The 15,163-nt window shown below is 69.6% G+C and carries 13 protein-coding genes; 4 read left to right on the forward strand and 9 right to left on the reverse strand.

Annotated features, from left to right (window positions below; genetic code table 11):
* The first annotated feature begins 6 nt into the window (after positions 1–6).
* Positions 7–666, forward strand: coding sequence for a PepSY domain-containing protein (locus tag E3T19_RS19235; protein ID WP_194087777.1), 660 nt, complete (start codon positions 7–9; stop codon positions 664–666).
* 19 nt (positions 667–685) lie between these two features.
* Here the strand turns inward: E3T19_RS19235 and E3T19_RS02810 are convergent, their stop codons facing one another.
* The 6 genes from E3T19_RS02810 to E3T19_RS02835 form a co-directional block, all read right to left on the reverse strand.
* Positions 686–1,801: an NmrA family NAD(P)-binding protein gene (locus E3T19_RS02810; protein ID WP_166788775.1), complete on the reverse strand. Its 1,116-nt coding sequence runs from the start codon at positions 1,799–1,801 to the stop codon at positions 686–688.
* Positions 1,802–2,009: 208 nt separating this feature from the next.
* Entirely contained in the window at positions 2,010–4,109 is a 2,100-nt protein-coding gene (locus tag E3T19_RS02815) for an alpha-galactosidase (RefSeq protein WP_134408066.1), read from the reverse strand.
* 261 nt (positions 4,110–4,370) lie between these two features.
* On the reverse strand, positions 4,371–5,702 hold the full coding sequence (locus E3T19_RS02820) for an ABC transporter substrate-binding protein (protein ID WP_088456947.1): 1,332 nt from the start codon (positions 5,700–5,702) through the stop codon (positions 4,371–4,373).
* A 100-nt stretch (positions 5,703–5,802) separates the two neighbouring features.
* Positions 5,803–6,717, reverse strand: coding sequence for a carbohydrate ABC transporter permease (locus tag E3T19_RS02825; RefSeq protein ID WP_165787860.1), 915 nt, complete (start codon positions 6,715–6,717; stop codon positions 5,803–5,805).
* Entirely contained in the window at positions 6,714–7,655 is a 942-nt protein-coding gene (locus E3T19_RS02830) for a carbohydrate ABC transporter permease (RefSeq protein WP_088456948.1), read from the reverse strand. The genes E3T19_RS02825 and E3T19_RS02830 overlap by 4 nt, the downstream gene beginning before the upstream one ends.
* On the reverse strand, positions 7,652–9,715 hold the full coding sequence (locus E3T19_RS02835) for a beta-galactosidase (protein WP_088458093.1): 2,064 nt from the start codon (positions 9,713–9,715) through the stop codon (positions 7,652–7,654). The genes E3T19_RS02830 and E3T19_RS02835 overlap by 4 nt, the downstream gene beginning before the upstream one ends.
* Positions 9,716–9,853: 138 nt before the next feature.
* Here E3T19_RS02835 and E3T19_RS02840 point away from each other — a divergent pair, with 138 nt between their 5' ends.
* Positions 9,854–10,876, forward strand: a complete 1,023-nt coding sequence (locus tag E3T19_RS02840) for a LacI family DNA-binding transcriptional regulator (RefSeq protein ID WP_088456949.1) — start codon at positions 9,854–9,856, stop codon at positions 10,874–10,876.
* A gap of 93 nt (positions 10,877–10,969) precedes the next feature.
* On the opposite strand, the gene E3T19_RS02845 is transcribed toward E3T19_RS02840, so the two are convergent.
* Complete coding sequence (locus E3T19_RS02845; RefSeq protein WP_134408067.1) at positions 10,970–11,533, reverse strand: hypothetical protein; 564 nt, start codon at positions 11,531–11,533, stop codon at positions 10,970–10,972.
* Positions 11,534–11,704: 171 nt separating this feature from the next.
* Between E3T19_RS02845 and E3T19_RS02850 the strand changes: the two genes are divergently transcribed.
* Positions 11,705–11,974: an acylphosphatase gene (locus tag E3T19_RS02850; RefSeq protein WP_370028157.1), complete on the forward strand. Its 270-nt coding sequence runs from the start codon at positions 11,705–11,707 to the stop codon at positions 11,972–11,974.
* A 61-nt stretch (positions 11,975–12,035) separates the two neighbouring features.
* Entirely contained in the window at positions 12,036–12,806 is a 771-nt protein-coding gene (locus E3T19_RS02855) for a Pr6Pr family membrane protein (RefSeq protein WP_134408068.1), read from the forward strand.
* Between the two features lie 25 nt (positions 12,807–12,831).
* Here the strand turns inward: E3T19_RS02855 and E3T19_RS02860 are convergent, their stop codons facing one another.
* A complete protein-coding gene (locus E3T19_RS02860) occupies positions 12,832–13,101 on the reverse strand; it encodes a hypothetical protein (protein ID WP_104162633.1) in 270 nt (89 codons plus the stop codon).
* A gap of 277 nt (positions 13,102–13,378) precedes the next feature.
* A complete protein-coding gene (locus E3T19_RS02865) occupies positions 13,379–14,815 on the reverse strand; it encodes an NAD(P)/FAD-dependent oxidoreductase (RefSeq protein ID WP_134408069.1) in 1,437 nt (478 codons plus the stop codon).
* Between the last annotated feature and the right edge of the window lie 348 nt (positions 14,816–15,163).

Here is a 15,163-nt window from a genome sequence, read left to right on the forward strand (position 1 = left end):
CACACCATGAAGAAGAAGACCATCTGGATCACCGGTGCAGCCGTTGCCGCCGTTCTCGTGGTGGGCGGCGCCGGCCTGGCCATCGCCGACCCGTTCGAAACTGACGGCCCGCTCACCGGCAGCGCCCTCGACAAGGCCAGTGCCGCCGCGCTGGATGCCGTGGGCAGCGGCACGGTCACCGACACCGAGTCCGGCGACGACAACGACCCGCACGCCTACGAGGTGGAGGTGACCCTCGCCGATGGGACCGATGTCGACGTGGCGCTGGATGAGAAGTTCGCCGTGCTCTGGGTCGACGGCCTGCCCGCGGATGGCGCAACCTCGGTGCCGGGAACCGGCAGTGGCTCGAACTCCGGCTCCGGCTCTGACGACGGTGACGGCCGCAGCGACGACACCGGCAGCGACGACTCGGCCACCGACGGCACCGGCACTGACGACTCGGCCACCATGACCCCGGTCACCGACGCCGACCGCGACGCCGCCTCGGCCGCGGCGCTCGCCACCCTGCCCGCCGGCACCGTCGGCACCGTCACCGAGGTCGAGCGCAGTGACGACTTCGACCACGCCTACGAGGTCGAGATCACCCTCGAGAACGGTCAGGACGTCGACGTCGAGCTCGATGCGGCCTTCGCGGTGCTCAAGGTCGACGGCGCGCCGACCGCATAGCCCCGGCGGTCCTGGCGTTTCAGAGCCAGGTCTGGCGGTGGTCCTCGATGAAACCGCGCAGCGTGGTCGCCGGCCGACCGGTGAGCCGGCGGATGCCGCGATTCGGCAGTGCGGTCAGCCGCCGGCGCGCCGCCCGATACCAACTCGCCTGCGCAGCGATGTCCGGTCCGGTCACACCCTGTTTCGCCGCCAGCTCGGCGAACTCGGCCTCGGTCGTGGCGGTGTACCGGATGGGCCGACCGAGCACCTCGGTGAGACTCTCCGCCACCTGCGGGAAGCTCAGCGACTCCTCCCCCGCCAGGGAGTATGACTTGCCCAGATGACCGGGTTCGGTGAGCACCCGGGCGGCGCAGCGGCCCACGTCGGTCGCGTCGACGAACGCGACCCTGGCCCCGCCGGCCGGCAGCACGATTTCACTGCGCAGGCGGATGTCGTCGCGGTACAGGGTGGACAGGGTCTGCATCAGCACGTTCGGCCGCAGGATGGTGTGCGGCGTGCGGGTGCGCTTGAGGTACTGCTCCACCACGTGATGCGGCGACCGGGTGTCGAACCGCACACCGGGCGCCGACAGGAACACGATCTGCCGCACTCCGCTCTCCTCCATCGCCTGGTCGATGAACGGGATGAGGGTGCGCCCCACGTTGCCGATCGTGGGCGGCACGAGCAGGAACACCCTGTCGACGCCGGCGAGGGCGCGCGCCCAGGTGCTGCGGTCGGCGAAGTCGAAGGCGCGCACGATGGCCCCGCCGCCGCCGGTTGTGCCGGTTGCGGCCGCGGATGCGTCGGCCGCGCCGACCGTGCGTCCGGGCGGCGGCGAGGTGGGAAGGCCGCCCGGCTTGTGGGCCGGGTTGCGTGCCGGCTTCTGGTTGGGCGCCCGCAGCGGCTTACTGCCGGGTCGGGCTGTGCCGATCCGTGCAGTGCCGGGCCCGGCGGGCTGCTGGCCGGCCGCGGTGCCGCTGGCGCGCCGGGCGCCCTCGGCGATCCACGCGCGGGGGTCCCGCATGCCGGCGATCACGGTTTCGCCCGCCTCGGCCAGGGCATCCACGACGGCCTGCCCCACGGTGCCGGAGGCCCCGGTGACCAGGATCCCGCCCGTCAGCACTGTGCGCCGCGGCGACGAGGTCTGCTCGGTCATGCCCCTTACGTTAGTGCTGCCCAGCCCCACATCCTCCGCGAAAGCGGGCGTGTGGCTGCCACGACCCCCTCGAAGCAACCACATAACCGCTCTCGCGGATCCACCCCGACCCACTCCCGCATCCACCCCCACGCGAAAGCGGGCGTGTGGCTGCCACGACACCCACGAAGCGACCACATGGCCGCTTTCGCGGATGCTCAGGGCACGGTCAGACCGCGTCGAGGGTGAACAGGGCCGCCTGCTCGGGGGTGAGGAGCGGGGCGGGCAGGCCCACCTCGGCGAGCACGGCGCCGGTGAGCACCAGCTCCCCCGCGTCGGCAGCCAGCCACGCCGGCGGCACGGTCTGCACGGTGCGCGGCACCGGTCCTACGAGCAACGGTCGCACCCGGTAGCGTCGGGCGGGGTCCAGGCCGGGAAACCGAATCGGGGCGGGTAGCGCGGTGCGCGGCGCGGCCAGCGCGACCTGCGCGAACACGGCGGCGGAGCCATCCGTGGCCACCACGCCGTGCAGTTCGATCGCCGGGTCCGACCCGTCGGCGTGCACAACGTTGCCGCTGTGCAGCAGCGCCCGGTGCTCCTTGTATATCGCGATCCAGGCCGCGATCTGGTCGAGCTCGACGGCGGATGCCTGGGTGAGGTCCCACTCGATGCCGGCGCTGCCGAACAGTGCGGTGGCCAGCCGGAAGCCCAGCGCCGAGGTACGCCCGGTGGTGTGCGCGGTGGCGGCGCCGAGGTGGCCGCCGAGGTATTCCGGCGGCACCAGCACGCTCGTGTAGCGCTGGATCTGCTGGCGTTCCAGCGGGTCGTTGGTGTCGCTGGTCCAGACCCGGTCCACCCGTTCGAGGATTCCCAGGTCGATGCGTCCGCCGCCGGACGCGCAGGACTCGATCTCCAGGCCCGGCTGCGCTGCGCGCACGGCGTCGATCAGCCGGTACAGAGCGGCGGTCTGCCGGTGCACGGAGCCGCCGAGCAGGTCCCGGTTGTGGTCCCACTTGAGGTACGCGATGGGGTATTCGGCCAACAGCGCGGTGAGGCGCTCGAGCAACCAGGCGAAGGCATCCGGGTTGGCCAGGTCGAGCACCCGCTGGCCGCGCCAGGTGGGGGCGGATGCCGAGCCGAGCAGCCAGTCCGGGTGCGCCCGGGCCAGGTCGGAGTCGGGGTTGACCATCTCCGGCTCCACCCAGAGGCCGAAGTCCAGGCCGGCCGCGTGCACCCGCTCGATCAGCGGGTGGAGGCCCTCGGGCCACTTGTCGGCGTCGACGAACCAGTCGCCGAGGGCTCGCTGGTCGTCGGTACGGCCGGAGAACCAGCCGTCGTCGAGTACAAACCGTTCCACGCCGACCTGCGCGGCGGCGTCGACGAGGCGGCTCAGGGTGGGCAGATCGTGGTCGAAGTACACGGCCTCCCAGGTGTTTAGAAGCACCGGGCGCGGGCCGGTGATCGTCGACCAGGATCGGATCCACGGGTGCAGCCGGGCGCTGAGTCCGTCCAGGCCCGCGTCGGAGTACACCGCCACGGTCCACGGGCTGGTGTAGCTCGCTCCCGCGGCCAGGCTCAGCTCGCCGGGCGCGAGCAGTTCACCCGCGCAGAGGGCGGCGTAGCCCAGCGCGCTGCGTTCGGCCCAGACCACCTTGTCGCCGCTGTGCGCCAGGTGCACCGCCCACACCTCACCACGGCGGAAGCCGAAACCGGGGGTTCCGGCCACGGTGAGGTAGGAGTCGTCGTGGCCGGGCCGGCCGTGCCGGGACTCCCGGCTCCAGACGCCCTGGCCGAGGATGCTGCGCTGCGGCCGCCGTTCGTGGCTCCACAGTCCGGTGAAGTCGAGCAGCTCGGCCGCCCGGTCGGGCACCGGCAGGATCGCATCGAGGCCGGCGAGTTCGAGGGTGCCGGCGCCGCTGTTGGTGAGGGTGTGCCGCAGGCGCAGCACACCCTGCACGGTGAGTTCGAGCTCGGTCGAGACGGTGACGGATGCGTCAGCATCCGCCAGCTCGATGACCAGCGTGTTGTCGCCGCCCTCGTGCACCGCCACCAGCGCCAGCGCCGGGTCGAGGGTGCCCGTGCCGGTGCGGAACCCGCCGAGCGCGGGCCGGCCGCTCCAGCCCTCGGCGAGGGCGGGCAGCAGGCTGAGGCGGAGCGGCACGTCGAGGGAACTGGGGCCGACGGGCGGCACACTCGCGGCGGCCAGCGCGGCGAGGTCCGCCGCCGGCAGCTCGCCGAGGTCGGCGCCCCAGTGCACGATCACCGGTGTGCCGCTGCCGGACGCGTCGAGAACAAGGCTGGTGCCCGCGGCACGGAGGTGGTGGATCATGACACTGCTTTCTTCGTTGGATGAAGGAGGAGTTTGAGTACATCGCACGCGGACCTGCGGACGGCGTCCGATCGTTGGTGGAGCCTGTCGAGACCCCGTGAGCCGACAGCCCAACGAACCACAGACTAGGTCACCAGGTCTCGACAAGCTCGACCGACGCGGCGGGCACGATGCCGAGGCATCCGCACGCGTCACACACGACCGTACCGCCCGGCGCAAGAAGGCACCGGGCGGTACGGGGTAACGGGCAAAGCGGGTCAGCTACTCCTTGACGGGAATCGACTGCGCCTTGAGCGCGTCGACGGTGGCGCTCTGACCGGTGGTCAGGGCCTCGGCGAGGGTGCCGTTGCCGCTGACGGCTGCCTTGAAGCCATCCGAGACGTCGTTGTACGTCTGGGTCATGGTCGGACCCCAGACGAAGTCGCTCGACACCTGGCCGGAGGCGGCGGCGAACTCGTCGTAGATGGGCTGGTTGCCGTAGAACTCCACGCCTTCCTTGAGCACGGGCAGGTCCAGGCCGGCCTTGGCGGCCGGGTACAGGTTGGCTGCCTCGTTGAGCATGGTCAGCGACTCGCTCGAGCTGTTCAGCCACAGGGCGAACTGCGCGGCTTCGTACGGGTGCTCGGAGCCGGTGAACACTGCGGTGGACGAGCCACCCCAGTTGCCGCTGGCCTCATCGCCGGCTTCCCACTGCGGGGACTGGGCCACGGCCCACTTGCCGGCGGTGTCGGGCGCACCGCTGGCGATGGAGTTCGCACCCCAGGCTGCGGAGTTCCAGGTCCAGGCCGCGCCGGTGTTGTAGGCGTTGTCCCACTCGGTGGTCCACGGCGGCTGCGTCGAGACGAGGTCCCGGTCGATCAGGTCCTGCCAGTAGTCGGCCACCATGATCGACTCGTCGCCGGTGAGGTCGACGTTCCAGTTCTCGCCGTCGTTGCCGAACCAGGTTCCGCCGGCCTGCCAGACGAGCCCGGCGAACTGGTTGATGTCACTCTGCGAGAAGTTGGTGATGTACGCGCCGGTGGCCCGCACCTGCTCGGCGGCGGTGGCGTACTCTTCCCAGGTGGTGGGGATAGCGATGCCGTTGGCCTCGAAGAGGTCGGCCCGGTAGAACATGGCCATCGGGCCGGAGTCCTGCGGGATGGCGTAGACGGCGTCGTCCTCGTTGAAGCTGACCTGGCCCCAGGTCCAGTCGACGAAGTCGGCCTTGGCGTCCATCACACCGTCGCAGGATGCGAGGTTGACCAGGCCGTCCTGCACGCGGAAGTTGGGCAGCGCGTCGTATTCAATCTGGCCGAGGTCGGGCGCATTGCCGGCCTCGAGCTGGTTGAAGAAGTTGGCGTAGGTGCCGCCGTTGCCGTTCGGGCCGGTCTGCACGGCCACCTGGATGTCGGGGTTGGCCTCGTTCCAGACGTCGACGACCTCTTCGATGCCGGGGATCCAGGACGTGAAGGTCAGATCGACCTTGCCCTCGGCGGGCTCGCAGGCAGCAGCGTCGGCGCTGTCGCTGGAGGTGCCGGAGGCTGAGCAGCCGGTCATGGCGACCGTGGCTGCGGTGAGCAGGGCAACGGTGGCCGCTCTCTTGGTGATTCGCATTGTTTTCCTTTGTTGGGGTGTTCGCTGAAAAGGAGTGGTGCAGGGTGACACGGATGGTGCGGGGTTAAGCCGGGTGAACAGTCGGAAGGAGTCGAGGGGGTTACTTGACGCTGCCCGCACCGAGGCCGTTGCGCCAGAAACGCTGCAGCAGCAGGAACAGGATGATCAGCGGGATGATCGACAGCAGCGCGCCGATCAGCACGTAGCCGCGGAGTTCGGGGATCTGGTTGACCTGCGAGTTCCAGGCGTAGAGGCCGAGGGTGACCGGGAACAGGGTCTCGTCGCGGAGCATGATCAGCGGCAGGAAGAAGTTGTTCCAGATGGCCACGAACTGGAAGAGGAACACCGTGACCAGGGCGGGGAACATCAGCTTCACCGAGACGGTGAAGAAGGTGCGCACCTCGCCGGCGCCGTCCAGGCGGGCGGCCTCGATCAGTTCGTCCGGCACGCTGGCCGAAGCGAAGATGCGGGTGAGGTACACGCCGAACGGGCTGACCAGGCTGGGCAGGAACACCGCCCAGAAGGTGTTGGTGAGGCTGACCTGGCTGAAGATCAGGAACAGCGGCAGCGCCAGCGCGGTGGCGGGCACGAGGACCCCGCCGAGGACGATGTTGAACAGGAGTTCCCGGCCCGGGAAGCGGTACTTCGCCAGGGCGTAACCGCACATGGCGGCGAACAGGGTGGCCAGCAGGGCACCGGCGCCGGCGTAGAGGGCGCTGTTGAGCATCCACTTGAGGAAGACGCCGTCACGGTAGGCGATCAGGTTTCCGATGTTGGCGAACAGGTTGAAGTCGGCGAACCAGAGCGGGTTGGTGCTGGTGAACTGGGAGCTGCTCTTGGTGCCGGCGACGAACAGCCACCAGATCGGGATGAGGAAGTAGAGCGTGAAGACCAGCATCACGGTCATCGCGCCGACGCGGGAGAGCGGGCTCTCCTTGGGTCCCTTCGGCGTGTTCTCGGCGCGACGCATCGCGCGCTTGGTCGGGACGGCGACGGGCTCGGTGAGGGCGCTCATTTGCCTTCCTTCCGCTGGGTGAACTTGAGGAACGAGAACGAGAGCACGAAGGTGGCCAGGGCCAGCACCACGCTGAACGCGGCGGCGAGGTTCACGTTGGGGATCGAGGACGTGGAGTAGACCATCAGGTTCGGGGTGAAGGTGCTGGTCACCGCGGAGCTGAAGGAGCGGAACACCTGCGGCTCGGCGAGCAGCTGCAGGGTGCCGATGATGGAGAAGATGCCGGTGAGCACGATCGCGGGCATGATCAGCGGGATCTTGATCGACCAGGCGATGCGCAACTGCCCGGCGCCGTCGAGGCGGGCGGCCTCGTAGATCTCGGTGGGGATGGCCAGCAGTGCCGAGTAGATGATGAGCATGTTGTAGCCCACGTAGACCCAGGTGACGACGTTCGCGATGGCCCAGAGAACCAGGTCGGCGGAGAGGAAGCTGACGTTGCTGGTCAGTGCCGTGAACGGCGACAGGTTGGGTGAGTAGAGGAAGCCCCACATGATCGCGGCGATGACGCCGGGCACGGCGTACGGCACGAAGAAGGCGAGCCTGAAGAAGCGCTTGCCGCGCAGCAGCGGGCTGTCCAGCAGCAGCGCGAACAGCAGCGCCAGGCCGAGCATCACCGGAACCTGCACCACACCGAAGGCGAGCACCCGGGTGATCGACTCCCAGAACGGTCCGTTCTGGAACACCAGGATGTACTGGGTCAGGCCTCCGAACACCTCGGTGGCCTTGCCGAAGGTGCCGTCGCGCTCCACCACGAGCAGCGACTGGTAGATCGCGTAGCCGATCGGCAGCAGGTAGAACAGGGTGAACAGGATGGCGAACGGCACGATGAAGATCGCGATCGCCCCCGGGTGCGAGACCTTGATCTTGCGGGGCCGGGGCGCCGGGCTGCGGGAACCCGCACGCCGGGCATCCGCGGCCGGAAGGGCTGGTGCGCTCATGATGCGGTGTCCTCTCTGAGAACGCGTACGGCTCCGGCCGGTACGCGCAGGGTGCGGGCGATGTCGGCGCCGGTGATGAGCTCGACCCCCGCCGCGCTCACCTCCAGGTCGGTGTCGCCGTGGTTGATGATGAAGCGGTAGGAGCGGCCGGGCGCGGCGCGGCGGATGACCTCGATGAGGCCGTCGCCCTCCGGACCGACCGCTGTGACGTGAGCGTGCCCGGCGATGGTGCGGAGCACGTCGCGGTAGGTGTCGGCGTCTGGCGCGGTGGCCAGGTACCAGGCGGTGCCGGCGCCGTGCCGGTTGCGGGTGAGCGCGGGCACGCCGGGCAGGGCGCCGTCGGTGTAGTGCGCCACGGCCTCCGCGCCGGTCAGCTGCAGGCGTTCGGTCCACAGGGTCCCGGCGGCACCGGCCGCCAGCCCGATCGGGGCGCCCAGGCCCACGGTGGTGCCGGGGCGGAGCGGCACGAACTCTTCGACGCGCACGCCGAGCAGGTCGCGGAACGCGCCGGGGTAGCCGCCGAGGCGCACCCTGTCGTCTTCGTCGACGATGCCGCTGTAGAACGTGACCAGGGTGTGGCCACCGGCGGCGACGTAACCGGACAGGTTGTCGGCCTGGGCGTCGGTGACCAGGTAGAGAGCGGGCACCACGACGAGGTTGTAGCCGGCCAGGTCGGCATCCGGGGAGACGATGTCGACGGTGACGCCGAGCCTGTGCAGCGCGGTGTACGCGGCGTGCACCTGCTCGAGGTAGGTCACCGACTGCGACGGCCGGGATTCGCCGTCGCCGGCCCACCAGGCCTCCCAGCTGAACAGGATCGCGGCATCCGCGACGACGCGCGTGCCGATGATCTCGTCGAGCCTGTCGAGGGTGGCGCCCAGCTCAACGACTTCACGCCAGAGCACGGTGTCGGTGCCGGCGTGCGGCACCAGTGCGGAGTGGAACTTCTCCGAGCCCTGCTGGGAGGCGCGCCACTGGAAGAAGCAGATCGCCTCGGCGCCGCGGGCCACGTGGGCCAGCGAGTTGCGGGTCAGCTCCCCCGGCGTCTTGGCCAGGTTCAGCGGCTGCCAGTTGACGGCGCTGGTGGCCTGCTCCATCAGCAGCCACGCGCCGCCGCCGGCCAGGCCGCGGGTGAGGTCGGCGGCGAAGGCCAGCTCGGTGGTGGGGTCGGCGAGGCGGTGATCGAGGTAGTGGTCGTTGGCGATCACGTCAACGGCGGATGCCCAGGACCAGTAATCGAGGTTGCGAATGTGCGCGGCGACCATGAAGTTCGTCGTGACAGGCAGGCTGCTGTGCCGGCGGATGACGGCTTCTTCGGCCTTGTAGTAGCCCAGCAGCTCGTCGGAGCTGAACCGCTGGAAGTCGAGCACCTGGCCGGGGTTGCGGCTGGAGAGGGTGAGCCTGGGGGTGTGCACCTCGGCCCAGTCGGTGTAACGCTGGCTCCAGAAGCTGGTGCCCCAGGCGGCGTTGAGGGCGGCGATGGTGCCGTACTTGGCCTCGAGCCAGAGCCGGAACGCGGCGGCGGTGTCGTCGTCGTAGCAGAGCGCGTTGTGGCAGCCGAGTTCGTTGGAGACGTGCCAGAGGGCCACGGCGGGATGGTCGCCGAAGCGCTTGGCGACCTGCTCGACCAGGCGCAGCGCGTGCTCGCGGAACACCGGCGAGCTGGGGCACCAGGCCTGGCGACCGCCGGGGTAGCGGGTGGTGCCGTCCTCGGTCTGCGGCAGGATCTCGGGGTGCAGGGTGGTCAACCACGGCGGCGGCGACGAGGTGCCGGTACCCAGGTTCACCCGGATGCCGTGAGCGTGCAGCAGGTCCACGATGGTGTCGAGCAGGGTGAAGTCGTACTCCCCCGGGGCCGGCTCCAGGGCGGACCAGCCGAAGATGTTGATCGCGACGAGGTCGACGCCGGCCTGCTGCATGAGGAGCACGTCCTCGGCCCAGACTTCCGGACCCCATTGCTCGGGGTTGTAGTCACAGCCGTAGGCGATGCCGTTCTGCACGAACGGTGTCGTCGGGGTGACCTGACGGGTCACGGCCGGGGTGGCTACTGGCGTGGTCATCTGCTCCTGCTTCATGCTACGTCTGTGAACGTGCACAGATCGAGGAGCAAATGACTCCCCGTTGAGTGTCTGTGAACGTACACAGAGTAAGTACAGCCTGCCCACGATGTCAAGCTCGGGGACGGGTACAGTTATCGAATGGTGACAATTCCGGGGCGGCGCAAGCGTGCGACAATCCACGACGTCGCCGCGGAGGCCGGCGTGTCCCGCGGCACCGTGAGCCGGGTGGTGAACAACGAACCCTACGTGTCGGCCGAGGCTCGTCTGGCCATCGAGACGGCCATCGCGAAGGTCGGTTACGTGCCGAACACCGCCGCCCGCAACCTCGTCATGCAACGCTCCCAGGCCGTGGGCCTGATCGTGCACGAGCCGCATTCTTTGTTCCTCGAAGACCCCAACATCGGCGAGATCCTGCTCGGCGCCAACTCGGCGCTTTCCCTGGCCGACTACCAGATGGTCAGCCTGGTCATCGAGTCCGAGCGCGACACCGAGAGGGTGGCGCGGTACCTCAGCGGTGGCTTCGTCGACGGTGTCGTCGTCGTGTCGGCCCGGGAACAAGACCCGATCACCCGGGTAATCGAACGGCTCGACCTGCCGGCGGCGTTTGTCGGGCATCCGCAGGACCTGCGCGACCTGCCGTACGTGGGTATCAACAACCGCGCGGCGGCCCGCGCCATCACCGAGCGCCTGATCGGCACCGGCCGCCGCCGCATCGGCATGATCGCCGCGGCCCTGGACCGGGACTCCGGCGCCGACCGGCTGGCCGGATTCACGGACGCCCTGGGCGACCGGTTCGACCCCGCGCTGGTGGCCCCGGTGCCGCTGTACACCTACGCCGACGGCCGCGACGGCATGCGCGCCCTGCTGGCCCGCGACCCGCTGATCGACGGGGTCTTCGCGGCCTCCGACGTGATCGCCGCCGGCGCCCTGAACGCCCTGCGTGAGGCCGGCCGCAGCGTGCCGGGCGACGTGGGCATCGTCGGCTTCGACGACAGCGCCTGGGCACTCCGATGCCAGCCGTTGCTCTCCACGGTGCGCCAGCCCGCCAACGGCCTCGGCCAGCGCGCGGCCGAGTCGGTGCTCAGCCAGCTGCGCGGTGAGGCGCCGGAGCTCGGCGGCATCCTGCTCGACACCCAAATCGTCTGGCGCGACTCCGCCTGACCGCCGGCGGGTCGATCTCGAGAAGCAAACCCTATTCGTCGGTCGAGCTTGTCGAGACTCCGCGGGCCCAACTGTTGCGGCGATAGTGTCCGGCTAACCGTCGTCGAGGTGGCGCGCGATCTCGGCCAGGATGCCGGCCTGCAGGTCGAGCGAACCCCGCCAGTCTCCCGGCAGCGTCAGCGCGTGACCCGCCCCCGGCACCGACAGCAGCTGTGCCGCGGTGCCGCGGACCGTGTCGGGCCGCCAGAACGCATCCAGCTCGCCGCCCACGGCCAGGTCCGCGGCGGTCGCCTCCGACAGCGCCCGGCGCACCGGCTCCTCGGTGAGCAGCGGCGTCAGCCAGACCCCGGCGATCCCCGCGCGCCGGGCCCAGGGCAGCGCGTAGGTGCCGAAGGATTTCGTCACGACCAGCCTTCGCGAGCTCGCCGGGCTCGCGTCGAACGCGTCGGCCGCGGCCCGCTCCACGAAGGGCAGCGGATGCGCGAGCGCCTCGTCGTCCACCGACCAGTCGACGGCCTGCACGTGCCAGCCGCGCTCGGCGAGCAGGGTGGCGCACCAATAGAGCACCGGGGCCTGCACCGAGTAGTTCACCCCGGGCAGCAGCACCGCGACGGGCGCATCCGCTGACTCGGCCCGCGCCCACTCGTAAGAGGTCATGGCTCGACGGTACCGCCCCGGTGCGGTTACGTGTCCCCCACGCAGCTGTTGCCGCTGCGGACAATTGCACCCGGCGCACCGGGCGCAAATGTCCGGATGGGCAACAGTTGCGGCCCACCGCGCGGGCGGGCGGGGTTGTCGAGGCGGTGGCGTGCGCCCAGAATGGGGAGCGTGAGTCGCAAGCGAGTGATCGTCAACGGGATGGTTCAGGGCGTGGGGTTTCGGTATTACACCGAGGCGCAGGCCGGCACCCTCGGCCTGGGCGGTTTCGTGCGCAACCGGTCCGACGGCGCCGTCGAAGCCGAGATCGAGGGTGACGACGACGCGATCGAACGGATGCTGGCCTGGCTGCACACCGGACCGCGTTCGGCGAGCGTGGAATCGGTGCAGGTGACCGACCTGGCCGAACACGGCGAGGCGAGTTTCAGCATCCGCCTGTAGCAACCCACAGCGATGCCGGTGATGGCCGCGGGCGACCGGCACTCTGGCGTACCGTGGGAGTATGGGCGCGCAGGCATCCGGTCCCGGCCGGACGGGATCGACGGTGCGCGAATCCTCTCCGCAACGGGAGGAACCACAGGCGCGCGAGCCGTTCCGCGCGCGCAAACGCCTGTCCATGCGGTCCAGTTACGGCATCGGCCGGCTACTGTTGGCCGTCGCCGGGATTGCGGGGCTGATCGGCAACTACGAGTACGTGTTGCTGTTCCCCACCTTCGCCGCGTACAACGTGTTCACCTATTTCACGGTGCAGAGTGCGATCGCGGCGGTGATCGCGTTCGTGCTCGGCGCGATCGTGGCGTTCCGGCAGCCGAAGGACCCACAGTGGCTGGACGTGTTCCGGGCGCTCGTGACCACGTACATCCTGGTTTCCGGAATCGTGTTCCTCACCATCGTCATCCAGTCGTCATCGCGCGACTACTCGATCGAGGTGCCCTGGCCGAGCCAGGTGCTGCACTTCTACATCCCCACCCTGGCGCTGCTGGACTGGCTGACCGATACCGGCAAGGCCCGGCTGTCCTGGCGTTTTCTGCGCTGGATCTTGCCGTACCCGATCGCCTGGGGCATCTTCACGTTCGTGCGAGGCTCGTTCGTGGGCTGGTACCCGTACTTCTTCCTCGACCCGGCCCAGGTCAGCGGCCCGCTCGAGACCGCGTTCTACTGCCTGATCGCCGTACTGCTGTTCCTCGGCATCGCGGCGGTGCTCGTGGCCACGTCGCGGCTCAGTTGGCGTCCCCGCCCGCGCGGCGACCGCGCGTCATCGGTGCCCAACTAGAACCGGCCCGGCCGCGCCCGACCCGCTACTGCTCGACGGGGAGAAAGGTGTACTGGCTGGTGAGGTGCTCGGACTCGCAGGTGCCGCAGTAGAGCACGCCGGAGGCCTGCATCGCCGAGACCCGCGGCGAACACTGGATCACCTTGGGACCGCAGCACGGGGAGATCACCATGTAAGCGCCGGGCTCGGCGGCGGCGTGGCCGCTCAGGCTCCGGTGGTGGTGGCTGCCCTCGCAGGGCAGGTTGGTGTCGAAGTCGAGCAGCGACACTGAATCAAGACTTGTCAGAATATACATGTTTCACACGGTCAATCAGAATTGGCATTGGCCGCGGTGCAGGTGGGACACCAGGATCGCGACCGCACCCGATGACCGACGGCGAAAAGCACCCACCCGGACTCCGTCGGCACGTCCAGTCGGGAAACGACTGGATCTCCCCGTGGGGGTGTCCCTGAGATGGGCGGCCCCTTCACCGACTAGACGTTTCGTGGAGCTTACACCGGAACTCTGAGCTTTGCTCGTTAATGTTCCGACGGCGAATCACTCCGCCCGGAGCCCCAAACAGAAGGGCCGGTCAGGGCGCCGGGGTGGCCGTGGCGACGACCGCGAACGGTTCCAGGCTGCGCAACGCGGCGTCGGTGAACTCCGTGTTGTCGGACTTCGCGAGCCCCAACGCCCGCTCGCCGCTGACAAAACCCACCAGGATCGGCTCGTTGGTGATCGGCATCATGTTCACCCAGACCCTGAAGTCGAGGGTGTCGTCTCCGACGGTGGTCCACAGGGCGGCGTCGGTGTCCCAGAACGGCTCCTCGAAGCGCAGCCAGATCTTGTCGAGAGCGCCCATCCCGAGCGCGGCGATCGCGCCTCGGTGCGCGAACGGCAGGGGCGGGTCGATTTCGATGACATCGCTCTTGAGCACGCCCAGCGGCACGGTCACGATCGCGCGGTCCACGGTGAGGGACTCGCCGGTGCCCAGGCGCAGGCTGACGGAGGTATCGGTGTACGCCACCCGGGTCACCACGCTGGAGAAGAGCACGTCCAGGTCGGTCGCGTCTTCGTCGAGCAGCGCGCCGTAGCCGCCGAGCACGATGCGGATGTCGTCCGCGGCGGTCGTCGCCGGGGTGGGGGCATACCAGCCGGACATCTCCTCGGCCGGGGCACCGGACTCCAGGGTGGTGGAGGTGGCGAGCTGGTAGTCCAGCCAGTCGGCGTCGGAGACCCCGGCTTCGCCATCCGCCATGGACAGTGTGGCGGAGCCGTTGGCGACGAGGGCCTTGGCCAGGGAGGTGTCTTCGGCCTGCGCGGCGGCCCAGGCCAGCGCCGCGGTGACGGCGTCGGCTCCGACCGGAGAGACCGGGGTGACGATGCCGGCCGGGGTTCGCACCTCCGGGGTCGGGGTGAAGGGCGCGTGCGAGACCTCGAGGCCGGTGAACTCCTCGTCGAGGGAGTTGGTGCTGCCGGCGACGATGAACGACGGGCCGAGTTCAACGGGCATCGGCCAGGAGTCACTGGTGACGGTGTGGATGCGGCCGCCGAGCCTGTCGCGGGCCTCGATCACGAGCACGGTAAAACCGGCGTCGGTGAGCAGCCGGGCGGCGGCGACGCCGGCAGCTCCGGCGCCGATCACGGCCACCCGCTCGCCGGGTTCGGCGACGTCCGCCAGGGCTCTGGCGGCGCGCTGGCCGGAGCCGCGGGCGCCCTGCACGGTGCCAGGGGCGGTGTCTGAGAGCGCCTCCCCGGCGAGGAAGAGCCTGTCGAGGATGGGTTCGGCCAGGTCCTCGCGCTGCTGAGGCGTTGAGGAGACCGCCGCGAAGCTGTAGGAGCCGCGGGCGAACGGGTCGTCGGACCAGGAGCTGCGCAGCATGTCCTGGGGTTGCGGCACCAGGGACGGCGCCGGCGTGGCGGAGGGAGTGGGCGAGCCCGTCGGCGTGGGCTTGGGCGGCACGCATCCGCTGAGCGCGAGCAGGGAGAGCCCGGAAAGGGAGCTGATCAGGAAGGTCCGACGTTGCATCGCTGTGTTCGCGTCAGGTGACGCACTCCTCTCGGCCCCTCGAAGTGGTACCCCTCACGCTACCTCAGGCCGTGGCCGCCCGGTTCGGCCGCGGTCGGGGCGCGCCGGGTGGGGCCCCTCAGCAGCAACTGTTCCCGTTCCGGACAAATGGTCCCGGCGCACCGGGCGCAAATGTCCGCCTCGGCAACAGTTAGCGCCGCTGGGTGTGGGGCTGGCGGGTCGGGCGCGGCGGGTCCGGCGGGCGCCCGTGGCTAGGTGTACTGCCCAGGGACGTTGGTTGATGTGTGACGTCTTGAAATGACGAAGACCTCCGGTGGAGGGTGGAGCTGTCTAGTTCCCCAACCCGTC

It is taken from the genome of Cryobacterium sp. TMT4-31 (assembly GCF_004403385.1).
Taxonomy (GTDB): domain Bacteria; phylum Actinomycetota; class Actinomycetes; order Actinomycetales; family Microbacteriaceae; genus Cryobacterium; species Cryobacterium zongtaii.

Excerpts from the sequence above, each read along its gene's own strand:
- E3T19_RS19235 (WP_194087777.1), top strand. The coding sequence starts at position 7 with ATGAAGAAGAAGACCATCTGGATCACCGGTGCAGCCGTTGCCGCCGTT.
- E3T19_RS02810 (WP_166788775.1), bottom strand. The coding sequence starts at position 1,801 with ATGACCGAGCAGACCTCGTCGCCGCGGCGCACAGTGCTGACGGGCGGG.
- E3T19_RS02815 (WP_134408066.1), bottom strand. The coding sequence starts at position 4,109 with ATGATCCACCACCTCCGTGCCGCGGGCACCAGCCTTGTTCTCGACGCG.
- E3T19_RS02820 (WP_088456947.1), bottom strand. The coding sequence starts at position 5,702 with ATGCGAATCACCAAGAGAGCGGCCACCGTTGCCCTGCTCACCGCAGCC.
- E3T19_RS02825 (WP_165787860.1), bottom strand. The coding sequence starts at position 6,717 with ATGAGCGCCCTCACCGAGCCCGTCGCCGTCCCGACCAAGCGCGCGATG.
- E3T19_RS02830 (WP_088456948.1), bottom strand. The coding sequence starts at position 7,655 with ATGAGCGCACCAGCCCTTCCGGCCGCGGATGCCCGGCGTGCGGGTTCC.
- E3T19_RS02835 (WP_088458093.1), bottom strand. The coding sequence starts at position 9,715 with ATGACCACGCCAGTAGCCACCCCGGCCGTGACCCGTCAGGTCACCCCG.
- E3T19_RS02840 (WP_088456949.1), top strand. The coding sequence starts at position 9,854 with ATGGTGACAATTCCGGGGCGGCGCAAGCGTGCGACAATCCACGACGTC.
- E3T19_RS02845 (WP_134408067.1), bottom strand. The coding sequence starts at position 11,533 with ATGACCTCTTACGAGTGGGCGCGGGCCGAGTCAGCGGATGCGCCCGTC.
- E3T19_RS02855 (WP_134408068.1), top strand. The coding sequence starts at position 12,036 with ATGGGCGCGCAGGCATCCGGTCCCGGCCGGACGGGATCGACGGTGCGC.
- E3T19_RS02860 (WP_104162633.1), bottom strand. The coding sequence starts at position 13,101 with ATGTATATTCTGACAAGTCTTGATTCAGTGTCGCTGCTCGACTTCGAC.
- E3T19_RS02865 (WP_134408069.1), bottom strand. The coding sequence starts at position 14,815 with ATGCAACGTCGGACCTTCCTGATCAGCTCCCTTTCCGGGCTCTCCCTG.